At 65.4% G+C, this 19,392-nt stretch carries 18 protein-coding genes and 1 pseudogene; 6 read left to right on the forward strand and 13 right to left on the reverse strand.

Features of this window, described 5'->3' with window-relative positions; translation table 11 throughout:
- Positions 1–66: 66 nt before the first annotated feature.
- Positions 67–1,353: an RES domain-containing protein gene (locus tag ASC55_RS02415; RefSeq protein ID WP_055872532.1), complete on the forward strand. Its 1,287-nt coding sequence runs from the start codon at positions 67–69 to the stop codon at positions 1,351–1,353.
- 300 nt (positions 1,354–1,653) lie between these two features.
- Here the strand turns inward: ASC55_RS02415 and ASC55_RS02420 are convergent, their stop codons facing one another.
- The 5 genes and pseudogenes from ASC55_RS02420 to ASC55_RS02435 all read right to left on the reverse strand — a co-directional run bounded on the left by ASC55_RS02420 (position 1,654) and on the right by ASC55_RS02435 (position 6,977).
- Positions 1,654–2,925, reverse strand: a complete 1,272-nt coding sequence (locus ASC55_RS02420) for a hypothetical protein (protein WP_157559401.1) — start codon at positions 2,923–2,925, stop codon at positions 1,654–1,656.
- Between the two features lie 165 nt (positions 2,926–3,090).
- Positions 3,091–3,168, reverse strand: a pseudogene (locus ASC55_RS17840) (SEC-C metal-binding domain-containing protein); the annotation flags it as partial.
- A 607-nt stretch (positions 3,169–3,775) separates the two neighbouring features.
- Complete coding sequence (locus ASC55_RS02425) at positions 3,776–6,133, reverse strand: ATP-binding cassette domain-containing protein (RefSeq protein WP_055872534.1); 2,358 nt, start codon at positions 6,131–6,133, stop codon at positions 3,776–3,778.
- Between the two features lie 29 nt (positions 6,134–6,162).
- The gene (locus tag ASC55_RS02430) at positions 6,163–6,573 is read right to left on the reverse strand and encodes a VOC family protein (RefSeq protein WP_055873139.1); all 411 of its coding nucleotides are present in this window, start codon (positions 6,571–6,573) and stop codon (positions 6,163–6,165) included.
- 5 nt (positions 6,574–6,578) lie between these two features.
- Entirely contained in the window at positions 6,579–6,977 is a 399-nt protein-coding gene (locus ASC55_RS02435; protein WP_081603941.1) for a helix-turn-helix transcriptional regulator, read from the reverse strand.
- A gap of 182 nt (positions 6,978–7,159) precedes the next feature.
- Between ASC55_RS02435 and ASC55_RS02440 the strand changes: the two genes are divergently transcribed.
- The gene (locus ASC55_RS02440; RefSeq protein ID WP_017830619.1) at positions 7,160–7,756 is read left to right on the forward strand and encodes an HdeD family acid-resistance protein; all 597 of its coding nucleotides are present in this window, start codon (positions 7,160–7,162) and stop codon (positions 7,754–7,756) included.
- Between the two features lie 70 nt (positions 7,757–7,826).
- Here ASC55_RS02440 and ASC55_RS02445 read toward each other — a convergent pair whose 3' ends face one another.
- Entirely contained in the window at positions 7,827–8,591 is a 765-nt protein-coding gene (locus ASC55_RS02445) for an SDR family oxidoreductase (protein WP_055872535.1), read from the reverse strand.
- Positions 8,592–8,713: 122 nt separating this feature from the next.
- On the opposite strand from ASC55_RS02445, the gene ASC55_RS02450 reads away from it, so the two are divergent.
- The 4 genes from ASC55_RS02450 to ASC55_RS02465 all read left to right on the forward strand — a co-directional run bounded on the left by ASC55_RS02450 (position 8,714) and on the right by ASC55_RS02465 (position 11,407).
- Positions 8,714–9,187, forward strand: coding sequence for an NfeD family protein (locus tag ASC55_RS02450; protein WP_017830621.1), 474 nt, complete (start codon positions 8,714–8,716; stop codon positions 9,185–9,187).
- A gap of 9 nt (positions 9,188–9,196) precedes the next feature.
- Entirely contained in the window at positions 9,197–10,126 is a 930-nt protein-coding gene (locus tag ASC55_RS02455) for an SPFH domain-containing protein (protein WP_055868247.1), read from the forward strand.
- The gene (locus ASC55_RS02460) at positions 10,123–10,899 is read left to right on the forward strand and encodes a glycerophosphodiester phosphodiesterase family protein (RefSeq protein WP_055868250.1); all 777 of its coding nucleotides are present in this window, start codon (positions 10,123–10,125) and stop codon (positions 10,897–10,899) included. Before ASC55_RS02455 ends, ASC55_RS02460 begins: the two co-directional genes overlap by 4 nt.
- Before the next feature lie 124 nt (positions 10,900–11,023).
- The gene (locus ASC55_RS02465) at positions 11,024–11,407 is read left to right on the forward strand and encodes an RNA polymerase-binding protein RbpA (RefSeq protein WP_017830624.1); all 384 of its coding nucleotides are present in this window, start codon (positions 11,024–11,026) and stop codon (positions 11,405–11,407) included.
- Here ASC55_RS02465 and lnt read toward each other — a convergent pair.
- Genes lnt through ASC55_RS02500 form a run of 7 tightly spaced genes read right to left on the reverse strand, consistent with a single transcriptional unit; the run spans position 11,404 to position 19,389 of the window.
- Positions 11,404–12,936, reverse strand: coding sequence for an apolipoprotein N-acyltransferase (gene lnt / locus ASC55_RS02470; RefSeq protein ID WP_055872536.1), 1,533 nt, complete (start codon positions 12,934–12,936; stop codon positions 11,404–11,406). The genes ASC55_RS02465 and lnt overlap by 4 nt on opposite strands.
- A 1-nt stretch (position 12,937) precedes the next feature.
- Positions 12,938–15,412, reverse strand: a complete 2,475-nt coding sequence (locus ASC55_RS02475) for a DEAD/DEAH box helicase (RefSeq protein ID WP_055872537.1) — start codon at positions 15,410–15,412, stop codon at positions 12,938–12,940.
- A complete protein-coding gene (tatC, locus tag ASC55_RS02480) occupies positions 15,409–16,167 on the reverse strand; it encodes a twin-arginine translocase subunit TatC (protein ID WP_031206159.1) in 759 nt (252 codons plus the stop codon). Before tatC ends, ASC55_RS02475 begins: the two co-directional genes overlap by 4 nt.
- Before the next feature lie 57 nt (positions 16,168–16,224).
- A complete protein-coding gene (gene tatA / locus ASC55_RS02485) occupies positions 16,225–16,461 on the reverse strand; it encodes a Sec-independent protein translocase subunit TatA (RefSeq protein ID WP_017830628.1) in 237 nt (78 codons plus the stop codon).
- Positions 16,462–16,505: 44 nt separating this feature from the next.
- Positions 16,506–17,489 (reverse strand): helix-turn-helix transcriptional regulator, encoded by a 984-nt coding sequence (locus ASC55_RS02490; RefSeq protein WP_055872538.1) that lies wholly within the window; start codon positions 17,487–17,489, stop codon positions 16,506–16,508.
- The gene (locus ASC55_RS02495; protein WP_055872539.1) at positions 17,486–18,478 is read right to left on the reverse strand and encodes a helix-turn-helix transcriptional regulator; all 993 of its coding nucleotides are present in this window, start codon (positions 18,476–18,478) and stop codon (positions 17,486–17,488) included. The genes ASC55_RS02490 and ASC55_RS02495 overlap by 4 nt, the downstream gene beginning before the upstream one ends.
- Complete coding sequence (locus ASC55_RS02500; protein WP_017830631.1) at positions 18,478–19,389, reverse strand: hypothetical protein; 912 nt, start codon at positions 19,387–19,389, stop codon at positions 18,478–18,480. Before ASC55_RS02500 ends, ASC55_RS02495 begins: the two co-directional genes overlap by 1 nt.
- Between the last annotated feature and the right edge of the window lie 3 nt (positions 19,390–19,392).

The following is a 19,392-nucleotide window of genomic DNA, read 5'->3' on the forward strand; positions in this document are numbered from 1 at the left end:
CCGAACGTCCGACACCGGCTTTCTTAACCCTCGACGAACAGCTTCGCTCGATGCGATGATCTGATCGTGGAGTATCCCGACGGCTTCAGCAGCATCAACGCAACGCTATGCATCAGACACGTCACCGACGACGTGTTACGGGAGCGCCTCCTGCCTGATTTAGACGGGTTCGAGTGCAGCTTTTGCGGTTTAGTGAAACCCGCTGCTGAAACACCGTTCGCGGTTTCGATGGACCTCCTCGGCCAGTACGTCTGGGAAGCGGCATCGTGGATGTACTCGGACCCCGGCTATATCGAGTACTACGACGGCGAACCATGGTCCACTGAGGGCTTAATCGAGAACAACGAAGTCATGTACGACATCGCCGGCGACGCCTTGGAGGAGGCTGTCCTGGATGACGTGCTCCTCGCTCTGACGAACGCCATCAACGACCGCGAATATTGGAGCTACAACGACCACGACTACAGATTCTCGCTGTCTTGGGCCGCCTTCCAGGAAACCGTGAAGACACAGTCGAGATTTGTCTTCATCGGGACGTCCGCTAGACCGGGCCATGAGGACGAGCCGCCAGCACGCCTCGCCAAGTTTCTCAACGCGTTGCTCACCTATGTCGAGTCCGAATTACTCGTCGATGTTCCTCGGGGAACCAAGTTGTACCGCGGGCGCATGGTGGATGAACTTGATAACCATCGTGCAGCCATCGCCGCGGAGCCCAGCACGCGACTTGGCCCGGCTCCCTCGGAGAAAGCGGAGGCGGGACGCCTCAACAGCAAGGGCATCAGCTTGTTTTACGCTGCCGACGACGTCGACACCGCAGTTGGCGAAATCGCACTCCACTCGCCATACGACGTGGCGATCATGGGTGGATTCGTGACGCAGCGCCACCTGAAGGTCCTCGATTTCACCCGAAGTCTCACAACGCTCCCAAGCATCTTTGCGACCGATGAGGAGAGCCGAAACCGTTGGCTGTTCTCGCGGTTCGCGGAGCGATTCACGAAGCACATCACGGCACCCGTGCTCCTCGACGGAAGACAATTGGTTGACTACGCACCGACTCAGGTCGTGGCGGAGTACCTGCGATATGTCCCAGAAACTCGCATCGACGGCATCGCCTGGCCCTCTCACGTCGGTGCAGGGAACGGGAAGAACGTTGCACTGTTCTTTGGCCCAGGTCATGAGTTCCGAACGGATCCGCCTACCGAAACAGAGAAACGGCGTACTTCCAATGAGCCCGCGTTGACGCTTTCAAGAGACGACGTCACCGAGCATCGAGTGAAGCGCCGTGTCAAGGTCAAGAGACTCGAAAAGCCGGAGCCCTGGGAGGACGAAGCCCCGATGCACATGGACTTCTGACCCATCCGCGTCAGGTCAGATCCCACCGTCAGACGTAACCGTCTTCGACTCTACGCGACGTATCAGCAGCGGACCGTCTGACCAGTCTCCCGCGCTCGACCCCCGCCAGGGTCCTGGAGCTGGCCAACCCGACAGGCCTAAGATCGTCCGGATGCTATCGTGCGCGACAGCCGGAACCGGGGACATTCAGTAACTCGTACCTCCAAAGTGCTGCGGGTCCCTCTGCGTCGAGCACCTGCGACCAAACCGTCCCGTCTACCGCGGGTTTTCATTATCTTCGAGTCGACAGCTCCGAGCAGATCAACGAAGCCTACGTTTCGGCATCGTGAAGAGGTAGGCCGCTTCCCGGCGCTGGCTCAAGTACTCCCCGATAGCAGGGCTGAGACCGCCGGCGAGCCCAAGCGCCGCGCCGACGACGCCCGACACACCCCCCGCCGCGCCCACGACCACTCCAAGCCCGCCGGCGGCCGCAGGCGCGACAACACTGAAATTACGGTAGGTGGCCATGCGCTTCGTGAGAGTCCGGGACGACCGCTCGATATCGGACGCCAGCGCCTGCACTGCGGAGACCTCAGAGCCAAAATCCTGCGCTGCAGTCATCGCCGCCCGCACTTGCGCCCGGAGATCCTCCACGGCATCTTCCATAGACAACATCTTTGCCAGATCCCTGGCTCGCACATCCCGTAGGGCCGGTACATCAGCCCAGAGAGTCGCGTTTGACGCTCCGGAACCTCGACCACGGCGCTGAAGCATTCGCGCCTCGAATGGAGAGGCCGCAACGTACTCAGCTCCAAGAACATCCGACACCGCGAGTCTGCGCTCGGTTCGCTGCACGTAGTTGGCGACCGCGCCGTCAGTGACTTGACTGATCCAGGGCGAATAATCGAACGTTGGGTCATACTTTCCGAGCGTCCTGAACTCGAAAGTTCCCGACTCCGGATCGGTCCGGCTCGGGTCGATGCGCCCATGAAACCACATGCCACTATTTCGCTCAAGGTCGTCTATGGCATTCACAAACAAAACGTCACGGGCGGTTGGACCTTCGACGACGAGTTGCGACCTGACCCACTGAACGAGTTCGGTGTTCGCTAGAGTCGCTCGCGTATCCTCCTCGATCTGCATGACCCCAGTGGTCTGTGCGACGCCGTCCGGCATGGGCAAGGCATAGCCCGCGCGTATCAGATGCTGAAACTGCAACTCTCGAGTGGCTTCTGCGCGAATCCTTCGATTCGTCGACGACCCTCTCAGCGCCTGCAACAATTTGTCCGGGTAGAGCACGTGATCTGCGAGGAGCATGGTCCTTTCGATGAGCTTGTTGGGCGCGAGCTCTTCGTTCCATAGAATCGTTCGACGCGGGACGATTTGACGAAGACCAGCGGATGTCTTCCATGCCTCAACCGCAAACTCGGCAATCGCCTCGACGATGTTGTCCTTTGCGGACTCCGAGTTGTCCGGTAACGACGAAAGCTCGCGAAGCAATGCCACCCGGATTCGACCCAGCTCGGCCGCATCCGAAGGCTCGTCTGCCGACGTCGAAGCTGCGACCGCGCGCTCGAATGCGGTCGAGGTCAACTGGCGAGCAGCGGGCTCGGGGGATGGCATCGTGATGGGTGTTCCCTGAGGCAACATCTCGCCAAGAGCGGAACGAGCGAGACGAACATCGGGACTCAGACTGATGAAGTCCCCGGTGTCTGGGGGCACAGGTGCGCCAGCAGGACTACGAGGGGTAGCAAACCGCTTGTGACAGAGTCGATAGGTCTTCCCCGAGCCACACCAACACGGGTCCTGACGGTCGAACGGCGCAAGCGGATTCACTCCGACAGGGTATCGACGAACAACTGCTTCTCCGCGCTGACCTGCACAGATCCTCGCTAGAACGCAGTCACTTTGTACGAAGCGGGCCTCAGTTGCTCAGCAATGGCGCTGATGAGTGAGGTGCGGCGTCGGAGCCCCCTCCCTACATTCGCGTCACTGACGCCATACGTTGCGAAAAGACCGTTTATGACACACCGCGTTATTCCGGCGATGGCCCAGAAGTCTGCTTCACCCCGGAGTGCGACGAACCGACGTTCAATTTCGCTGACCCGTTCCGCTCACGAGCCGTCGGGCACTACTGATCACAGGACTGAAGCTCTACTACTTTCCGAGTAACTGCCGTGCATGCCAGTAGATCACGATGAGAGCGGCGCTCGGAACTCGCCTCCTGAACGCGCGAACCAGGAGCACTTCGAGGATCGCGTTACGCAGCGCTCGGAAGCCTGCGGACTCGTCGAGCCCGAGCACCTCGGTGACCGCGCAGGAGGTGATGTCGCATACCTAAGCAACCATCGCCCGCGTCGACGGCCATTTCTCCGCCGGTGACGATTTCATCGGCGGTGCGCGAGTATCGGAGCACGCCCGTGGAGACGTACTCCGACCGCGATCACCCGCTCACGTACTCCGCTAGGTGCTCCCCCGTCAACGTCGATTTTTGGGATACCAAATCTGTCGGTGTTCCCTCGAAGACGACCTTGCCGCCGTCGTGACCGGCTCCGGGCCCGATGTCGATGATCCAATCCGCGTGCGCCATGACCGCCTGATGGTGCTCGATCACGATCACGGTCTTCCCGGCGTCGACGAGTCGATCCAGGAGGCCGAGGATCTTGTCGACATCCGCCAGGTGAAGGCCCGTGGTGGGCTCGTCGAGCACGTACACGTCCCCCTTCTCCCCCATCTGGATCGCCAACTTGATGCGCTGACGTTCGCCACCCGACAGCGTCGACAGCGGCTGTCCCAGCGAGAGATACCCGAGCCCCACGTCTTCCAACCGGCCGAGGATGGCCGCGGCCGCAGGCAGCTTGGCCTCTCCCTCACTGAAGAGCACCCGGGCCTCGGAGACCGAGAGGTCGAGAACCTCGGTGATGTCCTTGCCCGCGAGCTTGTACTCGAGCACGCCGACCTGGAAGCGCTTGCCTCCGCAGTCCTCGCACGGCGTCTCGATGGTGTCCATGAAGCCGAGCTCGGTGATGATGACGCCCGCACCTTTGCATGACGGGCAGGCACCTTCGGAGTTCGCGCTGAACAGAGCGGGCTTGACGCCGTTGGCCTTCGCGAACGCCTTGCGGATCGGCTCGAGAAGCCCCGTGTAGGTCGCGGGGTTGCTGCGGCGGGACCCCTTGATCGCCGCTTGATCGATCGACACGACACCCTCGCGGTTCGAGACCGATCCGTGGATGAGCGAGCTCTTGCCGGAGCCAGCCACTCCCGTCACGACCGTGAGCACGCCGGTCGGGATGTCGACATCGACGGCCTGCAGGTTGTTCGCGGTCGCCTCTCGCACCTCGATGGCTCCCGTGCCCGAGCGCACCGCATCTTTCAGCTGTGCCCTGTCGTCGAGATGCTCACCGGTCTTCGTGCCGCTCGCCTTCAGCCCCTCGACCGTGCCCTCGAAGCAGATCTCGCCACCGGCGCTTCCCGCGCCAGGCCCCAGGTCGACCACGTGGTCGCCGATCACGATGGTCTCGGGCTTGTGTTCCACGACCAGCACGGTGTTGCCCTTGTCGCGCAGCTGGAGCAGGAGCCCGTTCATGCGCTGGATGTCGTGCGGGTGCAGGCCGATCGTCGGCTCGTCGAAGACGTAGGTGATGTCGGTGAGCGAAGAGCCGAGGTGCCGGAGCATCTTGATGCGCTGCGCCTCTCCCCCGGACAGTGTGCCGGAGGGCCGTTCCAGACTGAGGTAGCCGAGCCCCAGCGTGACGAAGGCGTCGAGGTTGGCGCTGAGCGCCTGCAGCAGCGGGCCGGCTTCGGGAAGATCGAGTCCTCGCACCCAGTCGGCCAGATCCGTGACCTGCATGCGGCATGCGTCGGCGATGCTCACCCCCTCGATCTTCGAGGAGCGCGCACCTTCGGTCAGGCGGGTGCCGTCGCACTCCGGGCAGACCGCGAAGGTGGCGACACGCTCGACGAAGGCGCGGACGTGTGGCTGCAGCGCATCGAGGTCTTTCGACAGCATCGACTTGGTGATCTTCGGGATGAGACCCTCATAGGTCATGTTGATCCCGGAGATCTTCACCTTCGTGACCTCGCCGTAGAGGAAGAGGTGACGCTGCTTCTCGGTGAACTGCGAGATCGGCTTGTCGCCCGGATAGAACCCCGACTGGGAGAAACCCTTCACCATCCATCCGTCGGCGGTGTAGCCGGGCACCATGATGGCGCCTTCGTCGAGCGACTTCGTCTCATCGACGATCTGGGCGAGGTCGATGTCGGATACCGCTCCCCTGCCTTCGCATCGTGGGCACATGCCGCCTAGATAGATCGCGTCCTTCACGATCTTCTTCGCCCCTCCCGGGCCGGTCATCACGCCGCTGGCCTTCTGGGTCGGGATGTTGAACGAGAACGCCGTCGGCCCGCCGATGTAGGGCTGTCCGAGCTTGCTGAACAGGATGCGCAGCATCGCGTTGGCGTCCGTCACGGTGCCGACGGTCGATCGCGGGTTCGCGCCGAGGCGTTCCTGGTCGACGATGATCGCCGTCGTCAGTCCCTCGAGGACGTCGACGTCGGGTCGTGGAACCGAGGGCATGAAGCCTTGGACGAAGGCACTGTAGGTCTCGTCGATCATGCGCCGCGACTCGGCAGCGATCGTGTCGAAGACGAGCGAGCTCTTCCCCGAACCGGACACGCCGGTGAACACGGTGAGGCGGCGCTTCGGGATGTCGACGCTGACGTCCTTCAGATTGTTCTCGCGCGCGCCCTGCACGCGGATCAGGTCGTGGGTGTCGGCGGGGTGCTCGTCCGTTGTCATCGGCGTCCTTCGTGTGGTCGGTGGAGAGATCAGGCGGCTTGGTTAATACGGAGCAGATTGCCTGCGGGGTCGCGGAACGCGCAGTCGCGAACCCCGTAGGGCTGGTCGATCGGCTCCTGGACGACGTCGGCGCCGCGCTCGACGAGGCGTTCGAACAGCGCGTCGACGTCGTCACTGGCCAGCGTCAGCGCCGCGTAGCTGCCCTTCGCGATGAGCTCGAGGATCGTCTGGCGCTCGGCGTCGGTGATGCCGGGGTCGGTTGCCGGCGGATGCAGCACGATCGACGTCTCGGGCTGGCCGGGCGGACCGACCGTGACCCATCTCAGCCCGTCGTAGCCGACGTCGTTGCGAACCTCGAAGCCGAGCGCGTCGCGGTAGAAACCGAGCGCCGCTTCGGCGTCGGTGTGCGGAAGGAATGCGTAGTGGATGCGGATGTTCATGGTGTTCACGGTAGGTGCGCATCGGTGCGCGGCGCTTCTCGATTCCTGATCGGTCTGGTCACCTGTTTGGCGTGGAACGAGGGAATCCCCTCGACGGTGGCGGCGCGTTCACGGTACACGCTGGGTGCGACACCGACCAGCTCCGAGAATCTCGTGCTGAACGAGCCGAGCGAGGAGCACCCCACTTCGAAGCACACCTCTGTCACCGACAAGTCACCGCGCCGTAGCAGCGCCATCGCACGCTCGATCCGCCGAGTCATCAGGTAGGAGTACGGCGATTCGCCGTAGGCCTCGCGGAACTGTCGGCTCAGATGCCCGGCCGACATGTGCACGCCGTCCGCGAGAGCCTGCACGTCGAGCGGCCTGGCGTACTCGCGGTCGATGCGGTCTCTGACCCTTCTCATCACGGCGAGCTCACGCAGGCGATCTTCGTCGACGGCGGGCACGACTCGATCTTGCCATGTCGCCGGAAGTCGCGGCGTGACGGAGCGAAACGCGGGTGGGACCTTCTCCCCCATCCCGGACCACGGGAGCGCTACCCTGAGGATGCATCCTCACAGCATCTTCTCAGAAAGGGCTCCCCACCATGTCTGAACCACTCACGGAGGCCAAGTCTCTGTTCAAGTCGATCCGGGTCACGCTGGCGGTCGCCGGCGTCATCGCGCTGATCGCCGGAATCGTCCTCCTCGTCTGGCCCATCAAGTCCGCGGTCATCGTGACGGCGATCTTCGCGTCGTACCTGGTCGTCGCCGGTCTCGTGTACGTCGGGCTCGGCATCTTCTCGAGCGCGAAGGGAGGATGGGCCCGCGTAGGCCACATCGTCCTCGGCCTGCTGTACATCGCAGCCGGTGTCATCGCGTTCTTCAACCTGAACGCCGCCGCAGCCACGCTCGCGTTCGTCGTCGTGATCTTCATCGGCGTCAGCTGGATCGTCGACGGGATCGTCGCCCTCACGCTGCTCGGCAGCGACGGGTCGCGGGTCTGGACCGTCCTCTACGCGATCCTCAGCATCGTCGCCGGAATCATCGTCCTGTTCTCGCCGCTGATCGCCGGCTTCGCGTTCTGGCTCCTGTTGGGCATCTCGCTGGTCGTGCTCGGCATCGTTCAGATCGTGCGTGCCATCACGCTCGGTCGGGACGCGAAGGAGTTCGTCTCCGCCGTCCAGGGCGGAGCGGCGAGCTGACGCTCATCGCCTGAAACACGATCGGCCCCGTCCTGCATGATGCAGGACGGGGCCGATTCTCTGTGTCGTACTACTCGGCCGCGAAGGCGCTCACGTCACCCACGAGGCGCGTGTTGTCCGCGGGCACGGGGTCGACGGCTGCCTTGGCAACCTCTGCCGCGAACTCCGAAACGTTGTAGAGCTTGCCCGCCGATTCCCGGCGCTCCGCGATCGCTCCCGGGTTCGCCCGCTCCAGCAGCGTCGCGGTGATCGTCCCCTCGATCATGTCGCCGGAGACGACCGTGAACCCGATCCCCTTCGCGGCCAGGCCGGGGATGAGCTCGCGCAGCGCGTCTTCTCCTGCGCGCTTGGAGAGTGCCACCGGCTCGTACTCCGGCATGGTCGGCGTGGTCCGGATGAAGTGGGCCTGGTGGCTGGTGACGAACACCACGCGCGCGCCTTCGCCGAGCAGCGGCGTCGCCGCGTTCAGAACGTTGAGCTGGGCGTCGCGGTTCAAGGTGAGTGCGTAGTCCTCGGCCATGCCGGACTCCATGCCGCCGGACGCGTTGAGCACGAGCACGTCGAGACGCCCGTACTCCGCGCGGATGGCGTCGAACATCTCGGCGACGGACTCGGGGTCGGTCAGGTCGGCACCGACGACGAGCGCACGACGACCGAGCTCGCGCAGCTGCGCGGCCAGCTTCTCGGCACGCGGTGCCTTGTTGCGGAAGTTGATGACGACGTCGGCACCGGCCTCGGCGAGGTAGCGCACGGTGTCGGCGCCGATGCCCCGCGATGAACCGGTGACAAGGGCGACCTTGCCGTCAAGGGATCCTGCGGGAAGAACGTCGGTCACGGTGACTCCTCATGATGCGTGAAAAAGCCGTGATCGCACGGCCCTCACACACTACCAAGCGCGCGCTGTGGCACCCGGATCCGCGGACGCCCGCGTGATACGTTGACCACAAAGGAGGCCGCATGGACAACTTCACGACATTCGTCACGTTCATCGACCAATGGGCTTGGATCGGCTGGCTGGTCCTGATCGCCGTCTTCCTCGTCATCGAGATGCTCTCGCTGGATTTCACCTTCCTCATGCTGAGCTTCGGCAGCGTCGTCGGTCTGGTCACCGACCTGATCGGCGTCCCGGTGTGGGTGCAGGTGATCATCGCCGCCGCCGCGGCCGCGCTGTTCATCCTCTTCCTGCGGCCGCCGCTGCTCAAGCGCCTGCGGCGCGGGGAGGATCCGACGAAGTCGAACGTCGACGCCCTCGTCGACCTCCGCGGCATCGCGCTGCACGAGATCACGCAGATCTCGGGTCAGGTCAAGCTCGCCAACGGCGACACCTGGACCGCACGCACCGCCACACCCGTGCCGATCCCCCAGGGCGCTCCGGTCGCCGTGAGTGCGATCAACGGCGCGACCGCCATCGTCCGTCCCGTCAACGACTAGGAGAACCCCGTGAACGACGCATCGTTCATCCCCACCGCGATCCTGTGGGTCCTCGTGATCGCGGTGATCATCTTCGTGGTGGTCACCGTCGCTCGCGCGATCCGCATCATCCCGCAGGCCACAGCGGGGGTCGTCGAACGCCTCGGGCGCTACCACAAGACCCTCACCCCCGGGCTCAACGTCCTCGTGCCCTTCATCGATCGCCTGCGCCCTCTGATCGACATGCGCGAGCAGGTCGTCTCGTTCCCGCCGCAGCCGGTGATCACCGAGGACAACCTCGTCGTGTCGATCGACACGGTCGTCTACTTCCAGGTCACCGATGCGCGCGCCGCGACCTACGAGATCGCGAACTACCTCGGCGCGGTCGAGCAGCTGACGACCACCACTCTGCGTAACGTCGTCGGTGGACTGAACCTCGAAGAGGCGCTCACCAGCCGCGACAACATCAACGGTCAGCTCCGTGTCGTCCTCGATGAGGCGACAGGCAAGTGGGGCATCCGCGTCGGTCGCGTCGAGCTCAAGGCGATCGACCCGCCCATCTCGATCCAGGACTCCATGGAGAAGCAGATGCGCGCCGAGCGTGACCGCCGCGCCGCGATCCTGACGGCAGAGGGAACGAAGCAGTCCGCGATCCTGGAAGCCGAAGGTGCTCGCCAGGCCGAGATCCTCCGCGCAGAGGGCGACAAGCAGGCCGCCGTGCTGCGCGCGCAGGGTGAGGCCGAGGCCATTCAGAACGTCTTCAGCGCGATCCATCAGGGCGAGCCGGACGACAAGCTCCTCGCCTACCAGTACCTCCAGATGCTGCCGAAGATCAGCGAGGGTCAGTCCAACAAGCTGTGGATCATCCCGAGCGAACTCACCGAGGCGCTCAAGGGCATCGGCAGTGCATTCACCCCGAAGCCGGGCCAGGGCCCGACGAACACGCTGCCGGGCGCGTGACGCACCCGTACTTCTCGAAGACGCGGCATCCCCGAGTCCTCGCCCACCGCGGTCTGATCACCGCGGCAGGCGAGGACTCGGGCGTCTGGGAGAACTCCGCTGCGGCATTCGCCGCTGCGCATGCGGCAGGCATCGACTACATCGAGACCGACTGCCAGGTCACGGCTGACGGCGACGTCGTCCTGTTCCACGATGAGACACTGACCCGGCTGGTCGGCGACAGCCGCAGCGTGCGGGAGGTGCGCACCCGAGAGCTCCGGATGCTCTTCGCGGACCACGGCGGGCTCCTGACGGTGGCCGAGGCACTGGCTTCCTTCCCGGACGTCCGCTTCAACATCGATGTGAAGACCCCCGCAGCCGTCGATCCGCTCGGACCGATACTGGTCGAGCACACGCACCGGGTGCTCCTGACGAGCTTCTCCGACGCTACCCGTCGAGCCGCGCTTGCCTCGGTCTTGCGGTCCGGAGCGGCACTTCGCCCCGCCACATCCGGTGGGAGCGGAACGATCGCCGCGCTGAGGGCGCTGTCGGCGCTGCGCCTCTCCCCCGCTCGTGTGCTCCGGGAGGTCGACGCTCTGCAGATACCCGAGCGCTACGGTGCGCTGAAGGTCATGACACCGGCACTCGTCCGCGCTGCCAGACGACATGACGTCGAAGTCCACGTATGGACGGTGAACGAGCCCGAACACATGCAGCGCCTCATCGCTCTCGGCGCCCACGGAATCGTCTCCGATCGCGCGGACGTGGCACTCAAAGCGCTGATCCCCCGCTGACCTCCGACGCGCCCCATAACCTCCGGTGCTGGGATTAACCTGTGAGTTCCGCCGAGAAGGCGGCCGCGTGGATGAAGCGCACAGGCTGGAGCGCTATACCTGACAGCGACGAGAGGACCACACAATGGCAGATCGCAGCCTGCGCGGCATCCGACTCGGCGCCCAGAGCCTACAGAGCGAAGAGGGCGTCGTTTTCATGGAGCGCCGTGAGACCACCTACACCTGTGACACCTGCGGCCACGTCACGAACCTGATGTTCGCGGCGGACGCAGAACCGCCCCAGACCTGGGAGTGCCGCGCGTGCGGCGCCGAAGCCCGCCTGAACGTCGACGGCCAGGCCGTCACGCTCGAGGTCACCGACGAGAAGGCTGCCCGCACCCACTGGGACATGCTGCTGGAGCGTCGTAGCCGCGCAGAACTCGAGGAACTCCTCGAGGAGCGCCTCGCCTTCATCCGCGCCCGCCGCGGTGCCGGCGAAGACCCGACCCGGGAGAAGATCGGCGCTTAGCGCCTCCTGGCGCGCCACCACCCGACGAGGAGCGCGCCCAGACCGCCCCAGAGCAGGATCGCCTGCACCCAGGGGCCTAGCACCACACCAGCTGTGAGGCCGGATCGGAGCTCGACATCCTCGAGCATCGCTCCGGCCTCATCTGCGTCCAGGCTCGTGACGGTCGATCCGTCGGCGCGGATGATCTGGCTCGTGCCGACGGTCGAGACGTTCACCACGCTGCGGCCCGTCTCGATGGCCCGCATCCGGGCGAAGGCCAGCTGCTGGAGATTCTCGTCCGTGCCACGGAAGTCCGCGTTGTTCGTCTGGAACACCATCACCTCAGCGCCGGAGTTCAGGCCCTGCCAGATCACGTCGTCGTAGATCACGTCGAAGCAGATGGCGAGACCGACGGGGACACCCTCGACGGTGACCAGCGGAGGGTTCGAGCCCGGGGTGTACTCCCTCTGGATGAGTCCGATGAGGTCGGGAGCGAGCGCGTTGAAGAAAGCGCGATCCGGCACGTACTCGCCGAACGGGACCGGGTGGCGCTTGTCATGCAGCTGTGTCGCCGTGCCGTCGGGATTCCACAGCATCGACGTGTTGAAGTATCGGTCGTCTCGGCCGGTGGCCGCGTTCGCCAGCAGCGGGGCGTCGATCCGGTTGGCGAGCAGAGTCATCCGCCGAGCGAGGGCGTCGATCTGGAACGGGTCGCCGTCCAACGACCCCTCCGGCCACACCAGGAGATCGACATCCTCGCCGTAGAGAGGCGCGGTCGCGTCGGTCTGCGCCTGGATCACTGAGAACGGCTCGCGGTCGTCGAAGTAGCCGGTCGGACCGTTTCCCTGTACCGCAGCGATCCGCAGGGAACCGCTCGAAGACGTGGGAAAGAGCGGGGTGAACAGGATCACCACCACGAGGGCGGCGGGCGCGATCACGAGGAGTGGCCGTCGCCATGCCCGCATGCGCGCGACCTCGATGAGCATCGCCACGACGAAGACCATGAGGAAACTGAGTCCGCTGACGCCCACCCATGAGGAGACCGGAGCCAGCGGGCTCTCCGCCTGACTCATGCCGATGCGCGCCCAGGGGAAGCCCCCGTAGGGCCACGAGCCGACGAAAAGCTCGCGGCCGACCCAGAGGGCGGCGACGACAGCGGGAAGCGCCAGGAGGCGTCCTGCGGTCCCGGGGAAGGCCTTCGGGAGCCACCGGTAGGCGAGGGCGATCGGGACGAGGGCGATTCCCGTCAGAACTCCCTCGAGGACACTGAGAGCGGCCCACGGGACCGGGCCCAGGTAGCGCGACGTCCAGGAGACGAGAAGTCCGAAGAACAGGATCCCGTAGACGACTCCGACCAGCAGCGCTCCCCCGAAACGGCGTCCGATCAGTGAGACCAGAACGAGAGCGGTCGCCGGGAAGGCGAGGATCCATACGGCGGCCTCCGGATAGGCCAGGTCCATCATCACCGCGGCGAGTCCGGCGGAGAGCACAGCGGCCCACAGAGGCAGGAGGGCGCGCTGGGGCGCTCGTTTGTCGGTCATCGCATCCATCTCACATCGAGGAGTAGGCGACGATGCCCCGGCGCACGCCGTCGAGCGCGGCCCGCGCGGTCCGCGCGATCGTGGCGTCCTCCGCCACGATCGAGAGCTGATCCAGCAGGTCGATCGTCTGCTTCGCCCAGCGCACGAAGTCACCGGCCGCCATGTCGGCGTCGATCAGCACCCGGTCGAGCATTCCGCCGCGCGCCCACGAGTGCATCGCCCCTGCGAGCCCGGCCGCCAACGGCTCGCTGCCGGGAAGGTGATGGTCCTGCTCCAGATCATCGAGCTCGGCCCACAGCGTCGTCGTCTTCTCGTACGCGGCGCGGAAGGCACCGCGCGGCAGACCCCGCTCCCCCGCATTCGCTTCGTCGCGGCGGGGCTCGTACACCAGGCAGCACGCCATGGCGGCGAGTGAGGGGGCGTCGAGACCGGCCCAGAGGCCTTGGCGCAGGGACTCGGCGACCAGCAGATCGCGTTCACCGTAGATACGGCGCATGGTGCGTCCGGCCTCGGTCAGATTGGTCTCCTCGCCGTCGTCCACGATGTAGTCGAGCGTCTCCAGCACCTCGATGACACGGTCGAAGACGCGCGCGACGGAACCGGTGCGCGTCTCGATTTGACGACGGATCCGGTCGTTCTGGCGCTTGAGCTTCCAATAGCGCTCCGCCCACCGCGCGTGAGCTTCACGATCGGGACAGCGGTGGCAGGGGTGGCGCTGCATCTGCGTGCGCAACGACTGCATGCGCTTCATGCGCTTGTCGCGCGACGCACGTGGCGCGTTCGAATCCTGTCGGTTCTTCTTCTCGAGGTCGCTCAGCTCGCGCCGGATGGCCGCGTACTCGGGGAAATCTCCGTGCTCGCATGCCATCGCGCTCTGGTAGCCGGCCAGAGACTCCTCGGCCTCGCGCACCTGACGCGCCAGCCCGACGACGGCACGGTCCGCTTGGAACTGCGCGAACGACGATTCCAGGATCTGCCGGGCCCTGACCTTGCCGAACATGTCGATCAGGTTCACGGCCATGTTGTACGTGGGGCGGAAGCTCGAATTCAGCGGATACGTCCTGCGGGAAGCGAGCGCCGCGACCGCCTGCGGATCCATGCCCTCGGTCCACTGCACCACGGCGTGACCTTCGACGTCGATGCCTCGACGCCCGGCGCGCCCGGTGAGCTGTGTGTATTCCCCCGAGGTGATGGCGACACGGGCCTCGCCGTTGAACTTCTCCATCTTCTCGAGCACGACCGTTCGCGCCGGCATGTTGATCCCGAGCGCGAGCGTCTCGGTGGCGAAGACGACCTTCACGAGCTTGCGCTGATAGAGCTCCTCGACGACTTCCTTGAACGCGGGCAGCAACCCCGCGTGGTGCGATGCGACGCCGCGCTCGAGGTTGTCGAGCCACTCCCAGTAGCCGAGCACGCCGAGGTCTTCCTCCTGGAGGGTGCGCGTGCGCTCCTCGACGATGGCGCGGATCTCGGAACGCTCCTCGTTCGAGGTGAGCCGGATCCCTGCCCGACGCACCTGCTGCACGGCGGCCTCGCACCCGACCCGACTGAAGATGAAGAAGATCGCCGGGAGCAGATTCGCCCGCTCCAGAAGTCGCACGACGTCGGGGCGATCCATCCGCTCGATCCGGCGTGCGTTGGCGGCGCGTACCGGACGACGTCCGCCTCGCTGAGGCCGCTTCGCCTGACGACCGGCGTGGCGGTCGCTGCGGTAGGACTGCGCCTGACGGTTGTTCTCGTATGTCGTGCCCGTAGAGGAGCGGATACGCATCAGCTCCTGGTTCACCTGCGCGGTGGCCGGGCCGGCACGATCGTCGAAGAGCGGCAGGAGGTCGTCGCGGACGAGCACGTGCTGCTCCAGCGGCACAGGCCGGATCTCGGAGACGATCACCTCGGTGTCGCCGCGCACGGTGTCCAGCCAATCACCGAACTCCTCGGCGTTGGACACGGTGGCGCTCAAGGAGACCAGGCGCACACGCGCCGGCAGGTGGATGATGACCTCTTCCCACACCGCACCGCGGAAGCGGTCGGCGAGGTAGTGGACCTCGTCCATGATGACGTAGCGCAGGTCCCGCAGCGCCGAGGAGTCGGCGTAGATCATGTTGCGCAGGACTTCGGTGGTCATCACGACGATGCGGGCGTTGCCGTTGATGTTGGTGTCGCCGGTGAGCAGACCCACCTGATCGGCTCCGTAGACGTCGACCAGCTCTCTGAACTTCTGATTGGAGAGCGCCTTCATCGGCGTCGTGTAGAACGCCTTGTCGCTCGCGGTCTGCATCGCGAGGTGGATCGCGAACTCACCGACGATGGTCTTTCCCGCACCCGTGGGGGCTGCGACCAGTACGCTGCGTCCGCTCTCGAGCGCGTGGCACCCTGCGACCTGGAAGGGGTCGAGCTGGAACTTCTGCAACGCCGCGAACGCTGTGGACTGCGGGTGCTCCACTGCCTCCTGCGCGCGCGCGTACCTCTCCGAGGGCGAACTCATGCCGGATCCGGCAGAAGCCCTGATGCCTCGTCGCGTTTGCGTTTGCGTCGATCGAAGATCAGGGAGAGACCCGCGGCGGCGAAGAAGAGGACGATCAGGATGCCCGCGAGCATGAGCATGCTGACGACGTCGGCGGCCGGCGTCGCGAGAGCGGCGAACACCGTTGCGATGATGATGGCGACCCGCCATCCCTTGAGGATCGCTCGACCCGACATGACGCCGGCGAGGTTGAGAGCGACCAGGAACACCGGCAGCACGAACGAGATGCCGATCACGATCATCAGCTTGAAGATGAAGTCGTAGTACTCCTGGGCGGAGTAGAGGTTCGTCGCTCCGGCCGGGGTGAAGCTCCACATGAGCTCGATGATGTGGGGCATGATCATCACCCCGAGGTAGCAGCCGGCGAAGAAAAGCGGAACCGCAGCCACGACGAAACCGATCGTGTACCTGACCTCTTTGCGAGTGAGGCCGGGCATGATGAACGCCCAGACCTGCCACAGCCAGACCGGAGCCGACAGGAAGATGCCGATGGAGAACGCGATGCGCATGCGCATGTCGAACGCCGAGGTGATGGTTCCGAAGTTGAGCGCGCTGAAGTCGTCTCCGCGCTTCTCGGCGATGATGCGCACCGGTTCGGTGATGAAGTTGATGATCGGGTCAGCCACGAGAAAGGCGATGACCATGCCGACCACGAGAGCGAGCGCAGCGAACATGAGGCGCTTGCGCAGTTCGACGAGATGCGCGCCGAGCGACATCCGTCGATCCCGATCCGCCTTCGGCATCACGGTCGGTTCGATGGCTGCCACGGCCGGTCAGGCGCGGGGCGGAGTCTCAGGGTCGATGCCCGAGTCCTTCACCGTGGTCGGGTCGACGGCTGCGGACTCGGTGCGAGCGGCGTCATCGTCCTTCATCGCCTTCATCTCGCCCTTGAACACGCGGGCGGACTGACCCATGCTCTTGGCGAGGGCCGGCAGCTTCGCCGCACCGAAAAGAAGGAGGATCACTGCCAGCACGATAAGCAGGTGCCAGCCTTGCATTCCAGCGAACATGTCAGGTTTCCCGTCGTCGGTGAGCGTTCGATCCAGTCTACAGATCAAACCTTTGCTTCGGGTTGGCGATAGAGGGCGAGTCCTGCGGCTGCCCACTCCCTGGTCGCCGCGCGGGCTACACCCGGTTCCAGGACCTCCATGGCTCCCCCGAAGCGCGCCGCGAGCCGCTTGATGCCGCGCGGGTCGGCGAGATGCAGCCGAGTGGTCACTGCGCCGTCGACCGCCTCAGTCGCCCCGGTGGGCACGAATCCGCTGAGCAGGGGTGCGAGACGCTCGGCGACGCGCACCGTCACCTCGCGCTCCTCGTCGAGTCCGGCGAACGCCTCCGGAACCTGATCTCCGCTGTGGGTGATCGGGATCTCTGTCAGCGTCGGTGCGCTCACCCGGTCGAGGTGGAAGGTGCGCATCGCCTGCCGGAGGTGGCACCACCCCTGCAGATACCACTGTCCGTTCGTGATCAGGATCTGCATCGGATCGACGGTGCGCGTCGTCGGCGCGGCATCGGGAGCCTGATACGTGAAGGCGATCGCGACACCTTCGTGCAGGCCTCGAGCCACCGCTTCACGAACCTCGTCGACGGCGCTGGGCGCGACGACCACGTCGGCGGGCGCGTCGGCAGCGCCACGCGAGAGCTTCGAGATCAGCCCGGCCACCAGGCCCGAGTCCGAGACGGCGGGAACCGCGGCCACCATCTGCAGTCCTGCGAGCAGGGCGGCCGCCTCCCGCGCGGTGAAGCGCGGCACACGACGCAGGGCGACATCGTTGGTGATCTCGATGACGTCTTCGAGGTCCAGGAGGTCCCAGTTGATGTCGAACATCTCCTGCGGCTGCTGCCAATAGCCGTCTTCACCGGGAAGCCCGATGACGGTGAGCTTCTCGACCATGCCGCGCATCTCCTGCGACGTGACGCCGAACTCCGCCGCGGCCTCTTCGAGGGACACCTGTCCGTGCTCGAGCACATAAGGAACAAGGGTCAGGTACAACCGCACCCGGTCGGCGGCGAGCAACGGCTTCGATTTGGCGGTCATCTCGCCTCCTCCTCGTCGGTGTGCAGCTCGGCGACGGCGCGAAGACGCGCGATCACGGCGTCGCGCAACGGTGCGGGCTCGACCACGCGAACCTCCGGACCGTACGAGGCGAGTTCGTCCGCGAGGATGTGCAGGTCCACGAAGGGCACGTTGATGCCCTGAGGAGCTGATGTGGCCCTTCGGCCCAGGCGCAGTGCGGCCTCCGTACCCGGGGTGATCTCCAGGAGAGCAGAGTTCTCGGACGCGACCCGTTCCAACCCTGCGAGTGCGCGATCCCCCGCACCGTCGCGCAGGGCGGGGTCGAAGCTCTGGGAGCTCACCCGCACATCCCCGACGATCCGACTGAGCAGGAAGGTGCGGTCCTCCTCTGCATCGACGTCGACGCCGAAGACATGCCACCGTGCCTCGTAGTCGACCAGCGCCAGCGGGCGGACGCGGCGCCGGCGAGGGGCGTCCTCGCCGGGCTTCAGGTAGTCGAAGGCGACCACTCGGGATCGTTCGATCGCATCCTGCAACGGAGAGAACGCGGCATCCCTGGCCGTGATGCGAGGGGCGAAACCGATGATCGGCTCGTCGCCGTCGATCCCGAGAGCACGGATCTTGCGGACACCTGACTGGGCGTCCCCGGAGACCGATTCGGCGCTCCAGACGCTTCCTGCGAGCTGGAGCACTGCCAGCTCGGCAGGCGAGAACTCGATGTCGCTGGGGAGATCGTATTCCGCCTGGGGAATGCGGTAGCGCGCTTCGCGGAGGTCGTTCGGATCCGCAGCGTCCCCGATGGTCTCGATGGGTACCCCGAGCGAGCGCAGCTCGTCCTTGTCCCGCTCGAACATCTTCTCCAGGGCGTCCGATCGGGTGCCCGCCTCTGCGCGCTGCCGATACCCGGAGACGTTGTCGAGGATCTGCTGCTTGGTCAGCCCGATCTCCGTGGCCATCAGCGCCACGACGAGATTCGTCAGGCGCTCCTCCGCGGGGATACGGGCGGCCATCACTGCGTGGGCGCCGTCACTGCGCCCAGGATGTCGACGACGATCGCCGTGGCGGGAGCGCTTTCGGCAGCGGGGAAGACGACGAGCAGTTGCGACCCGACGGTCGCGCCCACGAGCTGCTCGGCGGCCACGCTCACGCTCGCGTCCTTGCCCCACGAGCTCGTGGTGACCGTCTTGTCGTCCCAGCCGACACCCATGATGTTGGAGACGACGATGTCGCCCTCCTTCACCTTCGGGCCATCGCCCTTGATGAGCGTCTGCGTCACGATCTCGGTCGGCGCGGGAACATCGGGGATGATGATGCCGGGAGTGCCGTCGGGGGCGCGGACGACGCTGGGAAGGCCGCGTGCGTCGTTGAACTGCAGTGCACCGGATGCCTTCGCCGGCATGACATCGAGCACATCGATGACCGCGACGATGTTCTCGCCCTTGTCGAGACCGAAAGCCTGGACGTTCTGGGCCCCGAAGTCCTCCGGAGTCAGGACGGCGAGGACACGGCTGCCACCGGTGGCGCACTCGAGAACGTCCGCGAGACCCGCAGAACGCTGAGCCCAGTAGTCGATGCTGTGCACGCGGCTCTGGTCGCCGTTGAACTCGGACTGGTAGAGCGCCTTGCCGCTGTCTCCGCCGTAGAAGGCGATGTCCAGCACCACGGGCTGGAAGTCCGATCCCAGTGCCAGACCGTCTCCGACGGTGACGTCGGCGAACGAGGTCTTGTCGGTCTTGACCGGTCCGAAGACGTCGACATCGGGGACGGAGCCGAGGTCACCGCTCACGTCGGCGACGTTCAGGATCTTGTCGTTGCCGCCGCGGTCGCACGCGGCGACACCGTCGGATGCTGTCGCGGTGCAGCCCGTCAGGGCGAGGACGGCGAGGCTGAGGGATGCCAGAACGGCGGACGTTTTACGCACGCG

Origin of the sequence: Microbacterium sp. Root322 (assembly GCF_001425645.1) — a bacterium.
Taxonomy (GTDB): Bacteria; Actinomycetota; Actinomycetes; order Actinomycetales; family Microbacteriaceae; genus Microbacterium; species Microbacterium maritypicum.